This window comes from Peribacillus frigoritolerans (assembly GCF_040250305.1).
Classification (GTDB): Bacteria; Bacillota; Bacilli; order Bacillales; family DSM-1321; genus Peribacillus.
The window spans coordinates 550650-565448 of sequence record NZ_CP158190.1; the positions used below are offsets into that span (position 1 = coordinate 550650).

Annotated in this window: 15 protein-coding genes and 1 riboswitch; of the genes, 11 read left to right on the forward strand and 4 right to left on the reverse strand. The window is 39.2% G+C overall.

Features of this window, described 5'->3' with window-relative positions:
- Nucleotides 1–232: 232 nt before the first annotated feature.
- Complete coding sequence (locus tag ABOA58_RS02690) at nt 233–685, forward strand: helix-turn-helix domain-containing protein (protein WP_350301100.1); 453 nt, start codon at nt 233–235, stop codon at nt 683–685.
- Nucleotides 686–825: 140 nt separating this feature from the next.
- On the opposite strand, the gene ABOA58_RS02695 is transcribed toward ABOA58_RS02690, so the two are convergent.
- The gene (locus ABOA58_RS02695) at nt 826–1182 is read right to left on the reverse strand and encodes a hydrolase (protein ID WP_350301101.1); all 357 of its coding nucleotides are present in this window, start codon (nt 1180–1182) and stop codon (nt 826–828) included.
- Nucleotides 1183–1370: 188 nt separating this feature from the next.
- Here ABOA58_RS02695 and ABOA58_RS02700 point away from each other — a divergent pair, with 188 nt between their 5' ends.
- From ABOA58_RS02700 to ABOA58_RS02735, 8 genes are all read left to right on the forward strand, one after another.
- Nucleotides 1371–2060: a hypothetical protein gene (locus tag ABOA58_RS02700; protein ID WP_350301102.1), complete on the forward strand. Its 690-nt coding sequence runs from the start codon at nt 1371–1373 to the stop codon at nt 2058–2060.
- Nucleotides 2061–2259: 199 nt separating this feature from the next.
- On the forward strand, nt 2260–3495 hold the full coding sequence (locus tag ABOA58_RS02705) for a S1C family serine protease (protein ID WP_350301103.1): 1236 nt from the start codon (nt 2260–2262) through the stop codon (nt 3493–3495).
- A gap of 256 nt (nt 3496–3751) precedes the next feature.
- Nucleotides 3752–4066 carry a hypothetical protein gene (locus ABOA58_RS02710; protein ID WP_241590067.1) on the forward strand — a complete coding sequence of 105 codons (315 nt, stop codon included), beginning with the start codon at nt 3752–3754 and terminating at the stop codon, nt 4064–4066.
- A gap of 943 nt (nt 4067–5009) precedes the next feature.
- Nucleotides 5010–5939: a cytochrome aa3 quinol oxidase subunit II gene (gene qoxA, locus ABOA58_RS02715; protein ID WP_350301104.1), complete on the forward strand. Its 930-nt coding sequence runs from the start codon at nt 5010–5012 to the stop codon at nt 5937–5939.
- Nucleotides 5940–6012: 73 nt separating this feature from the next.
- Entirely contained in the window at nt 6013–7959 is a 1947-nt protein-coding gene (qoxB, locus tag ABOA58_RS02720; protein ID WP_101224932.1) for a cytochrome aa3 quinol oxidase subunit I, read from the forward strand.
- Nucleotides 7959–8555, forward strand: coding sequence for a cytochrome aa3 quinol oxidase subunit III (gene qoxC / locus ABOA58_RS02725; RefSeq protein ID WP_241590064.1), 597 nt, complete (start codon nt 7959–7961; stop codon nt 8553–8555). The genes qoxB and qoxC overlap by 1 nt, the downstream gene beginning before the upstream one ends.
- Nucleotide 8556: 1 nt before the next feature.
- Nucleotides 8557–8841, forward strand: coding sequence for a cytochrome aa3 quinol oxidase subunit IV (gene qoxD / locus ABOA58_RS02730; RefSeq protein ID WP_048684982.1), 285 nt, complete (start codon nt 8557–8559; stop codon nt 8839–8841).
- Between the two features lie 276 nt (nt 8842–9117).
- Complete coding sequence (locus ABOA58_RS02735; protein WP_350301105.1) at nt 9118–9567, forward strand: YfmQ family protein; 450 nt, start codon at nt 9118–9120, stop codon at nt 9565–9567.
- 444 nt (nt 9568–10011) lie between these two features.
- On the opposite strand, the gene ABOA58_RS02740 is transcribed toward ABOA58_RS02735, so the two are convergent.
- Together ABOA58_RS02740 and ABOA58_RS02745 are read right to left on the reverse strand one after the other, a co-directional pair.
- Nucleotides 10012–10269 carry a BA3454 family stress response protein gene (locus ABOA58_RS02740; protein WP_350301106.1) on the reverse strand — a complete coding sequence of 86 codons (258 nt, stop codon included), beginning with the start codon at nt 10267–10269 and terminating at the stop codon, nt 10012–10014.
- Nucleotides 10270–10402: 133 nt separating this feature from the next.
- Complete coding sequence (locus tag ABOA58_RS02745) at nt 10403–11239, reverse strand: EamA family transporter (protein WP_137017866.1); 837 nt, start codon at nt 11237–11239, stop codon at nt 10403–10405.
- Nucleotides 11240–11392: 153 nt separating this feature from the next.
- A riboswitch (PreQ1 riboswitch) is annotated at nt 11393–11438 on the forward strand.
- 104 nt (nt 11439–11542) lie between these two features.
- Here ABOA58_RS02745 and queF point away from each other — a divergent pair.
- Both queF and ABOA58_RS02755 read left to right on the forward strand, forming a co-directional pair.
- Nucleotides 11543–12043: a preQ(1) synthase gene (queF, locus tag ABOA58_RS02750; RefSeq protein ID WP_034305880.1), complete on the forward strand. Its 501-nt coding sequence runs from the start codon at nt 11543–11545 to the stop codon at nt 12041–12043.
- A 204-nt stretch (nt 12044–12247) separates the two neighbouring features.
- Entirely contained in the window at nt 12248–13594 is a 1347-nt protein-coding gene (locus ABOA58_RS02755) for an aspartate kinase (RefSeq protein WP_350301107.1), read from the forward strand.
- A gap of 619 nt (nt 13595–14213) precedes the next feature.
- On the opposite strand, the gene ABOA58_RS02760 is transcribed toward ABOA58_RS02755, so the two are convergent.
- Entirely contained in the window at nt 14214–14774 is a 561-nt protein-coding gene (locus ABOA58_RS02760; protein ID WP_350301108.1) for a nitroreductase family protein, read from the reverse strand.
- Nucleotides 14775–14799 lie beyond the last annotated feature (25 nt).

The window sequence follows — 14799 nt, forward strand, 5'->3', positions numbered from 1 at the left end:
ATTATGGAAGCGATCTTACAAGGCCTTTCTCTGCCACTTTCGTGTTAACTGGCTGCAATTTTTTGAAATTTTGACTTTCTACAGCAGTTCCGGAAAATTAAACGGACTCCCTTGATATATCAAGGTTTTCTTCGGTGTCACCCATAAGTTGCATAGTAATGCGCTTATTACTATCTTTACTTTGCATAATTCATCTCAATATACTAGGAGCAGGAAAGGCGATGAACTCATTATGATTTTTAGCGAACGATTAAAAAAGGAACGGGAGAAAAGAAATTGGTCACAAAATGATCTTGCAGAGAAGATTCATGTGAGTCGCCAATCTGTGTCCAAATGGGAAACGGGAAAAAATTATCCAAGTATTGAAGTACTCATTAATTTAAGTGATTTATTTCAAATTACGGTAGATGAATTATTAAGGAGTGACGAGGAATTGAAAGAGAAAATAATAAGGGAAAGTAAGCAGTTAGCATTTCCAAAAAGGAAAATGTTTTTTGATATCGTATTTTTAATAGGAGCATTTTTGTTAGTGTCCAAATTAATTATTTTTGGACTTAATAAATTTGCCGGCACAGATATTACCATTTTAAAAAGCATGCCAGTTTTAGCGAATTTTTTACCATTTGCTTTGATGGTTATTGGCGGTATTGGTTCAGATTATTTGAAGGATAAATATGTAGATTGAAAGAACTCTGCTTATAAAACTGATTAATGAATCATAAAATGGAATCTTGTATTTCCTTTATTGGGGGCAGGAAAACATTTTTGATTGAACTTGATCATAAAAGAACAGAACCTTTGGATTTCAGGTTCTGTTCCTATTTCTTATTTGAACTTTTGCACTTCTTCTTGTCCCTCGAATTTGTTATCTTTCAATATGCCGATTTCTTCAATATGGTTTCGTGCCGTTTCATCCCCTAATTTATAAATGAGGGCATAAAGCCTTTTCATGGCTGCATCGTATTTATCATTTGCCCGGTCATGATGATAGAGAAGGTAGGGCACATGTGAACGGGCATATGCCTCCAGGTCATCTGTCCGGTGTTCCTCCAAGCATTGTTTCAATTCTGCAAGTTCCTCATCGGTTGCGTGTACAGTGAAGCTTGGATTCTCTTCAAGTTTTTGTGCGAGTACGTCGCCGCTGACCAAATCGACATGATAGGTCTGTTTTTCCTGCATCATTCTGCGATCATCCTTTCAAGCGTTTATCTATTCTGTACCACTATTTGTAAAAAGTTAATCATCAATGTAAACATTTCCTTAATGAAAAAGATAGGAAATAGAGGTATCGGATTTCTTATCAAATGGTATAAGATGAATTTACAGAATAATATGGAAAATCAAGGAGTGATATAGTGAAGAGGTCAATCATGGTTATTTTTTTGGTGTTGATTGCTTCAGGCTGCGTAACAAGGAATTATGATTCCAATATGGATTTAGGGAAAAGTCAGTTGAATGAGGAAAATTATTTAGAAGCCCATGAGGCATTTGTATTAGCTTATAAAGAAGCAAAAACACCGGAATCAAGGGAGTTAATGGATCTTTCAGGTTTTCTGGCGAGTGGAATGAAGAAATACGACGAACAGGATTTTGATTCGGCCAAAAGCGATTTTGAAGAAGCAACCGCATATAAAGCAAAATACCGGGAAGGTAAACTAATGGTTTCAAAGGCGGTGGAAATGCAACCGGTATCAGAATCCGCCACGATTGAAGAAGTAGAGGGAAATGACAAGGCGGAACCGGCGGAGGAAGCAACTGTGGACGGAACCATTGGATCCAAACTAGAAGATGAGGCGGCAACGGATACAATAGGCAAAGAAGAGAGCAAGGCTTCGGTTGGAACATTAAGTAAATCTCAGGCAGAGAAGCTTGTGATGGATTATGTGGACATGGAAAATTTTCCGAATTTGGATATCGAATATGATCATGATGCTGAAAAGGGAGATTACATTTTTCATGTTTTCGAGGTGGATGAACCTAGTCAGAAAAGTGGCCACAAAACCACTTGGGGCTGGTATGGAGTGAATAAGAAGACTAAAGAAGTTTATGAAGTCTTGTAGGATAACTGTATGGTCGAATTGAAGGCCCCTGTTGAGGCCTTTTTATTTTGCAGTGCAGCAGCAAATTACAGGATTCGATATAATTTTATAATTTTTGTGAAAATGTTGCCCTATTCTTATTTTCTTAAGAATTTTTTAATATTTCCTGTTTATGATTGAGTCAAGTAAAGGATAAAGGAAAATCATAGGAGGGATAAAGATGGAGAATTATAATGGTGATGAGCAGGTCAGAGTGAAGGCAGAACGGAAAAAGGGAAAGTCTCTTTGGCTAACTAGCCTTGTTTCCGGAACGGTTGCTTCTATGGTTACATCGTCTGTATTTCTATTTGGCGGGGACTTTATAGATCAAGGGAGTAGTTCAGTGAATGAGTCAACCGAAACGGCAGGTGTACAGCAAACGGAAAGTGTTGAAAAAGATAAAAGTGTCACGGCGGAAAAGTTATCGACGAGTACTGATTCAAATGATAGGGCCGAGATGGTCGAATCAGCATCCAAATCGATAGTCGGGGTCGTGAATTTACAGGAGATGCAAAACCAGTACCCGTACGAGCGGCAAAGCACGGAGAGCGAAACGGTTGAAAGCGGCACCGGCTCAGGGGTCATCTATAAAAAAGCTGATGGGAAAGCCTATATCATCACGAACAATCATGTTATTGAAGGAGCTAAGGAAGTCGAAATTTCATTGTATGATGGACAAAAGGCAACGGCAGCTGTTGTAGGGGCTGATGCTTTGACGGACTTAGCGGTTTTGACAATTGATGCCTCGATGGCACCTGAGGGAATTAAATTCGGGAATTCCGATAGCATGCGTCCAGGTGAAGAAGTATTGGCAATTGGCAATCCTCTTGGACTTGATTTTTCACGATCGGTTACACAAGGGATCGTCAGTGCGACCGGACGCTCCATTTCAGTCGATACCTCGGACGGGGAGTGGGAACTTGATGTCCTTCAAACAGATGCAGCGATCAATCCCGGCAATAGCGGGGGTGCATTGATCAACACCGCTGGGGAAGTGATCGGCATAAACAGTTTGAAGATTTCCGAAAACGGTGTGGAAGGCTTAGGGTTTGCCATACCAAGTAATGATGTGATTCCGATTGTTACGGAGCTGATTGAAAATGGAAAAATCACGCGCCCATATTTAGGAGTCAGCTTGGCCAGTATGGAAGAACTGCCGCAATATTACATTCAAAATGTTCCAGAAGCCGTAAAGTCCGGCGTAATGGTGACGAGTATAGAAGCGGGATCGGCTGCGGCGAATGGAGGGCTTAAGCAACAGGATATCATCGTTGAGATTGATGGAACGAAAATTGATACTGCTGCAGCATTAAGGAAATACTTATATTCAGATAAGAAAATCGGCGATAAAGTAAAGGTTAAAGTATATCGAGGCACTGAAGAGAAAACGGTAACGATCACCTTGCAAAAACCATAGAAAGAGGTAAGGCCCCTGATTATTCAACAGGGGTCTTTTATTGGAAGTTTTTTTATAGTATTCAAAAGGTTAATATCGGAAAAATAGATAGTGTATTTGCCCTGTTTTTGCAGTTTGTTCATATAGTCTTGAATACCTAAAAGTGAATGGTGGCGCCTTCTATTTGTCAAGGTTTTCATCGTGGATATGTTAAAAAATAGAAAAGATTTGACAAATTTGTGAAATGTCATAAAATAGAAAGAAAGGGGATGAAATTATGGAAGCTAATCAGAAGATGTTAGATGCAGTGAAATGGGTATCGGGCACAGGTTGTGTAATCGGAATTATTATTTTTGCTTTAAGTTTCTTTGTAAGCGATTACAATAAGGATTATATATTTACCGCTGTTGGAATCGCCATCACATTAAGCGCAGCTGCCATTTTTCTAGTTGGTATATTTTTTGTCCTGACAGAAGAAATGGTAATGAATACACATAAAGGCAAAAGAATTGAACCGGAAACGACTAAAATCATAAAAATGAAAACAAAGGCTAAAGCTCCAACAAACAGAAGTACAGAATTCAGTAACTAAAACGAGGAATATAGGGCAATATACTGTTTTTCTAAACAGAACTAGTTGTTCTTTTGCCTAACTTGCTGAATTTGAGTCAACTTGATCTCAATCAATGAATACGCTTTCATTTTATGCATATCAGAATCGAATTACCGATTTGTTACATTTTAAACTATATCCACGAGAAAAGGACACTTTTAAGAAGTCCTTTTTTCGTGGATTTTTTTCTATGTACTTTTAATTAAAAATTCAAAAGGGATACAGGTATCAATATGGGGTTATAGGGCAGTGGGTTTTGCTAAAGGGGATTTGATAGAACCACTTCTACCAAGCCTATTGCTAAACGGCTGTTTTAAAAATACTGACAGGCCATAAGGATTGCGAAAGAACCCAATTTCATTTCAAACTCGTCGTTTCCTTATATATATATAATATTGACCTGTGTTGGATCATAAGGATATTGAAGCATGGAGACAATATCGTGTCCAATGTGTCTACCATTTACCAACCTCCATGGCCGAGTGAAAAAAATCCGTTTTAAATCATGTTTTCTAACGATAAATACCTAATTGACAGGATAGGTAATATAATTCATAATCTTTAAGAGTTTTGAGGCAATATACACAGTGAATATAATGTGAAATTTTTATTTCATTATATTAGAGTAATATTAAATGGAAAGAGGATCGGTACTATCTGCAATCCTGTACTGATAAGTGAATTTTCAAAGGCAAGATATGAAACATTTATTATATTTCATTTGCTGAAGATTTTCGAACATTTCAGTTCATTTACCATCTTCTTACTGCTCTTTAATGAACTTTATGTGACAGATGTCACTTTGTATTGTCTTTTTTTAGACTTGGGATTAATATTGGTATGTCGGGGTTTGTGAACATGGTAACACTTTGTCCGAATAATTACCAATTGGAATTTTATTATGTAAGAAAGGGGTAGTACTATGAAAATAAAATGGGCTCTATTAACTATACTTTTTACTATTGCCACTGTGCTAACCGGTTGCGATAACCCATTAATGGTCTTGGACCCTAAAGGGCCGGTAGCTGCAACACAAGCAGATGTTATTATGATTTCGATATGGACAATGGCCTTTGTCGTCCTTGTCGTTATGGTACTGTATATCTTCATGATAATGAAATATCGTGCTTCCAAACAACGTGATGATTATGAACCGCCTCATATTGAAGGAAGTAAGGTTCTTGAAATAATTTGGGTTGCGATCCCAATTCTAATCGTCGCTTTCCTATCCGTTGTTACTGTTAAAACAACAAATGAAGTTGAGGCAACACCTAAAGGATACGGTGATCAGGAACCTTTAATTATTTATGCTTCATCTTCCAACTGGAAGTGGCATTTTAGTTATCCGGAAGAAGATATCGAAACAGTCAACTATCTGTTTTTACCTACTAACCGACCAATTGAATTTAAACTTTACTCATTCGGTCCAATCTCAAGTTTCTGGATTCCGCAACTTGGAGGACAAAAATACGCGATGTCGGACATGGTTAATACGTTGCACTTAGCAGCTGATGTACCAGGAGAGTATATGGGTCGAAATTCAAACTTCAGTGGTTCAGGTTTTGCTCAGCAAACGTTCAACGTTAATGTACTGTCTGCAGAAGAATACGATAAGTGGGTAGATGAAATTAAAGCTACTGCTAAACCGATTACTGAGGAAAAATTCAATGAATTATTAAAACCTGGTCATGTGGGACAATCCACTTACACTGGAACTCACTTAGAGTTTTCTCCAGCTCCTGAAGGGGAAAATGCTGGTCATGACCACGGATCTTCTGATAAGGAAGAAAATGATTCCAAGGATTCACACGAGGAACATTCAGAACACAGCAACATGAATCATGATCACTAAGAATTAATTTCGTTCGATAAAACAACTAGGTTTACAAGATAAGGAATATTTTCCTGAAAGGAGTCACAAAAGTATGGATTACTTTGATCGATTTGCCGTACCTCATCCAAGTCCTGCGATTTATGCATCCATGGTTGCCATTGGTTTAACCATGATTGCGGTTGTTGCCGGAATTACCTATTTTAAAAAATGGGGTTACTTATGGCGTGAGTGGTTAACAACGGTTGACCATAAACGTATTGGTATCATGTACATCTTGGCAGCACTGCTTATGCTTTTCCGTGGTGGCGTCGATGCTCTTATGATGCGTGCTCAAACGGCTATTCCAGATAACGGTCTTTTGGATGGACAGCATTATAATGAGGTATTTACAACACACGGGGTCGTCATGATCCTGTTCATGGCTATGCCATTTATCATTGGGTTAATGAACATTGTCACACCATTGCAAATTGGAGCGCGTGACGTAGCATTCCCACGTCTGAACGCAGTAAGCTTCTGGTTATTCTTCATGGGGGCAATGCTATTTAACATCTCTTTCGTAGTCGGTGGTTCTCCTGATGCAGGTTGGACATCTTACTTCCCGCTGGCAAGTAACGATTTCAGTGAATCAGTAGGTTCGAACTATTACGCGATTGCAATTCAAATAGCTGGTATCGGTACATTACTGACTGGTATCAACTTTATCGTAACAATCTTGAAAATGAGAGCACCTGGCATGAACTTAATGAAAATGCCAATGTTCACATGGTCTATCTTGATCACAAACTTCATTATCGTTTTCGCTTTCCCTGTATTGACAGTGGCACTTGCGTTGATGACAATGGATCGTCTATTCGGAACTCAATTCTTTACGATGGCCAATGGCGGTAGCGATATGCTTTGGGCGAACTTGTTCTGGGTTTGGGGACATCCTGAAGTTTATATAGTAATCCTTCCGGCTTTCGGTATTTACAGTGAAATCATTTCGACATTTGCACGTCGTAACCTGTACGGGTATAATTCGATGGTTATCTCCATGGTAGCTATTTCTACTCTATCTTTCATTGTATGGGCTCACCATTTCTATACAATGGGTCACGGTGCAATGGTTAATGGTATCTTCTCGATTACCACGATGGCAATTGCCGTCCCGACCGGTGTTAAGATTTTCAACTGGTTGTTCACACTTTGGAAAGGTAAAATCGTGTTTACCGTTCCTATGCTATACTCTTTAGCTTTCATTCCGATTTTCACGCTCGGTGGGGTAACAGGGGTTATGCTTGCAATGGCAAGTGCTGACTACCAATACCATAATACAATGTTCTTAGTAGCTCACTTCCACTACGTTTTAATCCCTGGTACTGTATTTGCCGTACTTGCTGGTTTTACGTACTGGTGGCCAAAAATGTTCGGTTTCATGTTGAGCGAAAAAATTGGGAAATGGTCGTTCTGGTTCATTACAATCGGCTTTAATGTAACATTCTTCCCGATGTTCATCACTGGTTTAGATGGGCAGGCACGTCGTATGTATACGTACTCTGAATCAACAGGGTATGGTCCATTGAATATGCTCTCTTTCGTTGGAGCGATTGGCTTGGCAATAGGTTTTGCACTTATTGTGTACAATATCTATTGGAGCACTCGTTATGCGTCAAGAAATATTTCAAACGATCCATGGGATGCACGTTCACTAGAGTGGGCTACACATACACCAATTCCTGAATATAACTTTGCAATTGTGCCAACAGTTGATTCTACAGAAGCTTTCTGGGATTCAAAGAAAAAAGGCTTTAAGTTATTTGGCGGTAAAGTAGAAAAGATCCATATGCCAAATAACAGTGGTGTGCCGTTTATCATGAGCTGTATCTTCTTCGTTTGGGGCTTTGCGATGGTATTCAGCATGTGGATCATTGCAATCATTGCAACGATCGGTATCTTTGCTTGTATGATTCACCGTTCATTCGAAAAAGATCACGGACGTTATATCTCTGTTGAAGAGATCGAAGAAACTGAAAATAAATTGCGAGGTGCTAAGTAATGAAAATAGATAACTCGCTGCCACTAGAATATAGCACGGAAGAAAATCGCTTAAAGATTTTTGGATTCTGGATTTTCCTAGGAGCAGAAATAGCTCTTTTCGCTACACTGTTCGCCACTTATTTTGTATTGGTTGATGGAACTGGAAATGGTCCAACAGGGGAACATCTTTTTAAACTCCCAACCCTGATGTTCCAAACAATCTTTCTTTTAACAAGTAGTTTTACCATAGGTCTTGGAATCAATGCAATGAGACTTGGCAGACAGAAAGCAACGATTGGTTTCTTCATTATCACCCTTATTCTTGGTTTAGGCTTCTTGGGAGTCGAAATTTATGAATTCGTGGAGTATGTACATGAAGGAGCAACCATTCAAACAAGTGCTTTCTTATCTAGTTTGTTTACATTACTAGGTACGCATGGAGCTCACGTTACACTTGGTTTATTCTGGGGAACCTTCATCGTCATGCAGATCAAAAAGCGCGGTATGACTCCAGAAACAACAAACAAGGCTTTCATCTTTTCACTTTACTGGCATTTCTTGGACGTTGTCTGGATTTTCATCTTCAGTTTCGTCTATCTGAAAGGAATGATGTAATATGAAAGAATTATTCCCACGGGGCCAAGTTATGGGATTTGCGTTTTCTCTAGTCCTGACTTTGGTCGCACTATCAGTTATCATGTTTGATCTCTCACTGAAAATGGCCATGATCATCCTGCTTGTTACAGCTTTCATGCAAGCTGCACTGCAATTAGTTATGTTCATGCACGCAGGTGAGTCTGAAGATAAAGCATCGATTTACACAAACGTTTATTATGGATTGTTCGTTGCATTGGTTACAATTTTCGGTACAATGCTAACAATGATTTGGGGATATCAATAATCGATTCCGGAAAAGCTGGGCGTCTTGATGACGCCCAGTTTTTTTGTATTTTAATAAGTATAAATTTGTTAAGAAGGATGTGGATGAAATCTTTTGTTTAGTATAACCATTTCGGAACATTATATTTATTAAGGGGAAATTGCGTTTAAGTACAATGTTTTACCAAAGTAAAACGTTAATAGAACGGACACATCTTCTAAGAAAAACTGCCAGCCCTATTGATATAATAAGTTATATAAGAAAGAAATAATTTATAAATGTAGCGGAGATGATGAATTGACATTGCCGGTTTTGATTTTGACAATTATCTTAAGTTTGTTAAAAATATTGGTTTCCTGTCTTCCAACCGATGCTGTTAATTGGATTATCAGCAAATTTAAAATACACTCAGAAATTAGTGGCGGGAATGCGATCGTATCCTTTGACGGAAAACGTTTGGAAGGTGAAGAAAAAATTCAAGTTATTAATCATTTTAATAACGCCAGATTTTTGAAGAAAAATCATATATTCCCGGGTAACGAGCAATTATTTTTACATCCAGAGGACAGTGGGACTCCATTAGTCATTGATACTAAAAAAGGCAAAATTGATGTTAAGTTATTTGTGTACATTTACAATGACCACGTGGATGTAGTTAATCAATACAAGAAGAAACTCATTTCTTATAGTCTGTTTTCCGATAGCCTTCAAGAACGTTCCGTGCCATTAATAAGTAACTTAGCTTAAAAGAACCAAAAATCAATTATTATCAAGTTTGTAGACAAAAGGGGTTCTATCTAAATTTTAAAGCAAAGTTGATTGGAACGGAGGGTACGAGACTCCTGCGGGAAAAGCGAGTCCAAGGGAGACCCCGCAGGCGCAAAGGTGCCGCGGAGGCTCCCGGACCGCCCGCGGAAAGCGAGTGCCTGGAGTGGAAATTAACGTTTAAATTGTCTACAGCTGAGACGGTCTTTAAAAGACCATTTCAATTGGATATTTTTTCATTATAAAAAATTCTAGTACACAAACTGACAACTTAATTTTAGTATCTTTTGAAAAAAACAATTAAAAGTGTATTTTTTAATAGGAGGGAATTGCTGCAAGAGGGTCTTTAATCGTGCATATGAAAAATATTTTGGATATTATTTAATGGTAATAAAAAAGCAGGTATCTATTACGATGCCTGCTTTTTTATGCTTTCCATTGCTTTTCAACTTGATGAAGGGCTTGTTGTAAAATTACTTCATGATCTGTACCCGGTTTAGTAAGGACGTTAGTTTGATAAGATTTTCCTTGGAAATCAACTGTTACTGTAACTTTTACCATTATGCATCTTTCCTTTCTTGATTCAGAATTAAATGAGGTGGTTGTACCTATTTCTTTTATACCCATGGCAGAAGAATAATCAAACATTTCAAAAGCAGTAAAATTGAAAGAATTAATATTCAAAATTATCTGATATTTTTATGGATGTGTCAACATTTTTTTTTTTTTTTTTTGACCTGCCCCATTTCCCGTTTAAATAGAAAATGACCTGGCTTGTACACATGACAGCCAGGTTGTTTTTGTAAACGAACTATATTCATATTTTAGTTAAAATAATACCGATTAATGCTGCAAGAACACCGGCAATTTGATAGGTTTTTAGTTTTTCCTTGAATAAATAACATCCAGCGAATACGACAACTAAACAGTTCAGGCTGACGACAGGGAAAATGATGCTTGCAATCCCGGTGTTCAATGCAAAGAAATAACATCCATAGCCTATCATGCTTAAAAAACCTACTAAGGAACCGATTTTGACTTCCTTTAGCTTGATTTTTTCTTTTTTAAAGGCCAGAGCTGAAAGAAGATAAAGCATTCCGCCTCCATACATTGATACAAGGATATCAAGGGAGTTTAAATGAAGACGTGTTGATGTCGTCATTAGAATTCCGAGCACACCAAATGATAAGATGGAGAATAATGTGTGCATGATCCAAGGGACATATTGATGGTTACCTTTGGCGTTAGGTGTATACTGGATAACTAATGTAGCGAGAAACATGCAGACGATTCCACTCCACTGCAAGGAAGAAATATGTTCGTGAAAAATTAAAGCTGCACAGAGTATGGGGAATATTGCATTCGCTGCGATTAATGGTGATGTCAAGCTTGCCGGCCCTTTTTCAAAGGCGCTTGCCATCTGGATGTTACCATTAGCGTTCAGTACACCAATTGCTGCACCAAGCATGATGGACAGCCAGTTCAGCTGTAAACCATCCATAAATACTCCATAAATAATGGACAAAATAAAAGCTGAAAAATAAAAGAAAAATTGGATATGTATCTTGGAATATCCTTTTCCGCTGCTCCATTTGAAAATGCTGTTATTGATTCCGAAACATAAGCTTGTGATGAGTGCTGCAAAAATCCACATGTGTATATTCTCTTCTTTCTTATAGGTTGAACTGCTTTTTCCATTTTAAACTGAATATATAAAGGAATCAAACCCAATTTAAGAGAGTTGCATTGACAGATTGACTATTTTTTTTTATATTTACTAAGACAATTTTAAAATATTTCCCGATAAACGGGAGAGGTTCATAGCATCACCCTCTTAAAAAAACTATGGCTTTGATATTTTTCGCGAATCAACCATATCTTTGAGGAGATATGGTTTTTGTTATATAGAGGCCCATTTTATGAATCTCCCTGAAACGTGGGATTAGGAGGACTTTTCATGTCTGGAAGAAAAGAAGAAGAATTAAAAAAAGATATTACACTGCTTGGGAATCAAGGAACAAAATATACATTTGACTATGCGCCTGAAATCCTTGAGTCATTCGATAACAAGCATCCGAACCGGGATTATTTCGTCAAATTCAATTGCCCGGAATTCACTAGCTTATGTCCGATAACGGGCCAGCCGGACTTTGCTACCATTTACATCAGCTATATTCCCAGTGTGAAAATGGTGGAAAGCAAGTCTTTGAAACTTTATTTATTCAGCTTCCGCAATCACGGTGATTTCCATGAAGACTGCATGAACATCATCATGAATGATTTAATCGAATTGATGGATCCTAAATATATTGAAGTCTGGGGCAAGTTCACGCCTAGGGGCGGAATTTCCATCGACCCTTACACGAATTATGGGAAACCAGGTACTAAGTATGAGGAAATGGCGAATTACCGCTTGATGAACCATGACTTATATCCGGAAACTGTGGATAATCGCTAAAGAATAGGAGAGACAATGGGCATATGCCCGTTGTCTTTTTCCTTGTTTTTAGCCATTCTTTATCAGTCGTCCTGATGATTTGTCCTTTTTAAAAATACAAGTGTCCTCCTATAATGGAATTTCCACTTGATTGTTTCGAGAAAAAGCGTAATAATAGGGAGAGTTGATTTTGACAGAATATTTACGAAAATAGGGGATGTCGAGATGAAAGTTGCAAAGTTTGGTGGAAGTTCACTTGCGTCAGGTGAACAGTTGAGGAAGGTATTCGAAATTGTTGTTTCTGATCCAGAGAGGAAGATTGTGGTCGTTTCGGCTCCAGGAAAACGCAATTCCGATGATATAAAGGTGACGGATTTATTGATTGAAGCTGCGGAACAGCAGCTGCGCGGGGATAACGGAGAGCATTTGATAGAAGATGTTGTATCCCGCTATGCGAGCATTGCTGAAGAGCTGGATATATCCGAGAGTGTCATCACTGGGATTCATGAGAATTTAATGGCACTGCTGCATGCAGACCAAACTAACCCGAAGCGCTATCTGGATGCCTTGAAGGCCAGCGGCGAGGATAATAATGCGAAGCTGGTCGCAGGTTATTTTCAAAGCCGTGGTGTAGAGGCACAGTATATCAATCCAAAGAAGGCCGGCTTGATCGTAACGGATGAAGGTGGATTCACCAAGGTGCTGCCAGAGTCTTATGATCGGTTATATGCTCTGCGTGATGAGCCAGGAATCGTTGTATTCCCAGGGTTCTTTGGATATACGTTAGATGGTGATGTGTTAACCTTCTCAAGAAGCGGTTCAGATATTACTGGTTCGATTCTTGCGAATGGGGTCAAAGCTGATTTGTATGAGAACTTTACGGACGTGGATGCCGTTTATGCGGTGAATCCAAATGTGGTTTCCAATCCGAAGGGAATTCGGGAACTAACCTATCGTGAGATGCGTGAGCTTTCTTATGCAGGTTTCTCGGTATTTCATGATGAGGCGCTGATTCCTGCATTCCGTGCGGGAATACCTGTCCATATCCAGAATACGAACAATCCGGCGGCACAAGGGACCCGCATTGTGAATACACGGGATAATACGAACGGGCCCGTTATTGGGATTGCAAGTGATAAAGGATTTTGCAGTATTTACATTAGCAAATATTTGATGAACCGGGAAGTTGGTTTTGGCCGGAAACTGCTGCACATCCTCGAAGATTATGGAGTTTCATATGAGCATATTCCATCAGGCATCGATGATGTGACGCTTATTCTAAGGCAGGACCAGATGAAAGGTGAAGCCGAGAATAAAATCATTTCCCGAATCAAGAAAGAGCTGCATGCCGATGAAGTGAATGTGGAGCATGATCTGGCCTTGATCATGGTTGTAGGGGAAGGGATGCGTCATAATGTCGGTACAACGGCAAGAGCGTCAAAAGCCTTGGCCGAAGCAAAGGTGAATATTGAGATGATCAACCAGGGCTCTTCTGAGGTAAGCATGATGTTCGGTGTGAAAGGGCACAACGAAGAGACGGCGATTCAGGCATTATATCACGAGTTCTTTTGAGGATAATAGATCAGTGACCTCCTTTTAGAAGGGGGTTTTTTTGTGATCAATCTTTTAGTCACTATACATACGGCTGGACTTTTCATCTGGTACTTTAGGATAGTGGCAATGACCGTATGGGGATATTGAATCTGAGCTAAAAGACGCGGATACTTATTGCAGTGAATTGGTATGGTATATTCGTACTATAAAGCTGGGAAAGACTATAAAGTTAAGACAAATGCTGCTTCTGGATGTTATCCCCAATTGGTTTAAAATATTCACTTTGAGTTGATCTCGCTGAATAGAATCATGTTTAGAAAGCCATCCTTATCACCTCAAGTTTAATACTTCTATATTTAATACAAAAAAGACTGTAGGAATAAGTTCTATCTGTATATTAAAACAAAGTTGATTGGAGCGTAAGGTGCGAGACTCCTGCGGGGAAAACGCGTCAAGGGGAGACACCGCAGGCGTAAGCCGAGGAAGCTCCCGGACCGCCCACGGAAAGCGAGTGCCTGGAGAGAGATCAACGTTCAAATTGTAAAAGTCATAAAAAAACTGTAGGCAAACTCGATTTTCATCGAGTTTGCCTACAGTCTGAGCCTCAAAATGGAAGATTGGAGGCTTTCCTTTTATGTTAGTCCATAATGGTCAGGAGTTGATCAATCGCGTTCCTTGGACGCGGGGCAGGGATCATATCGGGATAGCCAACGTGAAGGCTGCCCACGATCTTCTCGCCAGGTTTCACGCCTAAAGCTTCACGAAACTCCATGCTATGTATCATGCCGTATGTTTCCCATATCATCCCGATTCCCTGTTCCCAGGCAAGCAGGCTGAAATTCTGAATCAAGGCACTTGTAGCCGCATAATCTTCTTCACGTGTCATGGGATTCGGATTCTCTTCCATGATCACTGCGACAAACATCGGTACACCTATAAGTTTATTATATCCTCGCTGTCCGGCTGCTTTTTTCTTTTCAGGGTCCTTCTCTTTGCCTTCCATGAATGCACGGGTTGCTTCTGCTAGTTTTAAGCGGCTATCACCCAGAACCACGACGAAGCGCCACGGTTGGGTCAATTTATGGTTCGGTGCCCATGTTGAAGTTTCCAATAATGATTGGATGGTATCAATAGGAACAGGAATGTCCTTAAATCGTTTGATGCTGCGCCGTTCTTTAATGATATCTTCTAGTTTCATGATCATCCTGCTCCTTTAATCATAT

Excerpts from the sequence above, each read along its gene's own strand:
- ABOA58_RS02690 (WP_350301100.1), top strand. The coding sequence starts at position 233 with ATGATTTTTAGCGAACGATTAAAAAAGGAACGGGAGAAAAGAAATTGG.
- ABOA58_RS02695 (WP_350301101.1), bottom strand. The coding sequence starts at position 1,182 with ATGATGCAGGAAAAACAGACCTATCATGTCGATTTGGTCAGCGGCGAC.
- ABOA58_RS02700 (WP_350301102.1), top strand. The coding sequence starts at position 1,371 with ATGGTTATTTTTTTGGTGTTGATTGCTTCAGGCTGCGTAACAAGGAAT.
- ABOA58_RS02705 (WP_350301103.1), top strand. The coding sequence starts at position 2,260 with ATGGAGAATTATAATGGTGATGAGCAGGTCAGAGTGAAGGCAGAACGG.
- ABOA58_RS02710 (WP_241590067.1), top strand. The coding sequence starts at position 3,752 with ATGGAAGCTAATCAGAAGATGTTAGATGCAGTGAAATGGGTATCGGGC.
- qoxA (WP_350301104.1), top strand. The coding sequence starts at position 5,010 with ATGAAAATAAAATGGGCTCTATTAACTATACTTTTTACTATTGCCACT.
- qoxB (WP_101224932.1), top strand. The coding sequence starts at position 6,013 with ATGGATTACTTTGATCGATTTGCCGTACCTCATCCAAGTCCTGCGATT.
- qoxC (WP_241590064.1), top strand. The coding sequence starts at position 7,959 with ATGAAAATAGATAACTCGCTGCCACTAGAATATAGCACGGAAGAAAAT.
- qoxD (WP_048684982.1), top strand. The coding sequence starts at position 8,557 with ATGAAAGAATTATTCCCACGGGGCCAAGTTATGGGATTTGCGTTTTCT.
- ABOA58_RS02745 (WP_137017866.1), bottom strand. The coding sequence starts at position 11,239 with ATGTGGATTTTTGCAGCACTCATCACAAGCTTATGTTTCGGAATCAAT.
- queF (WP_034305880.1), top strand. The coding sequence starts at position 11,543 with ATGTCTGGAAGAAAAGAAGAAGAATTAAAAAAAGATATTACACTGCTT.
- ABOA58_RS02755 (WP_350301107.1), top strand. The coding sequence starts at position 12,248 with ATGAAAGTTGCAAAGTTTGGTGGAAGTTCACTTGCGTCAGGTGAACAG.
- ABOA58_RS02760 (WP_350301108.1), bottom strand. The coding sequence starts at position 14,774 with ATGAAACTAGAAGATATCATTAAAGAACGGCGCAGCATCAAACGATTT.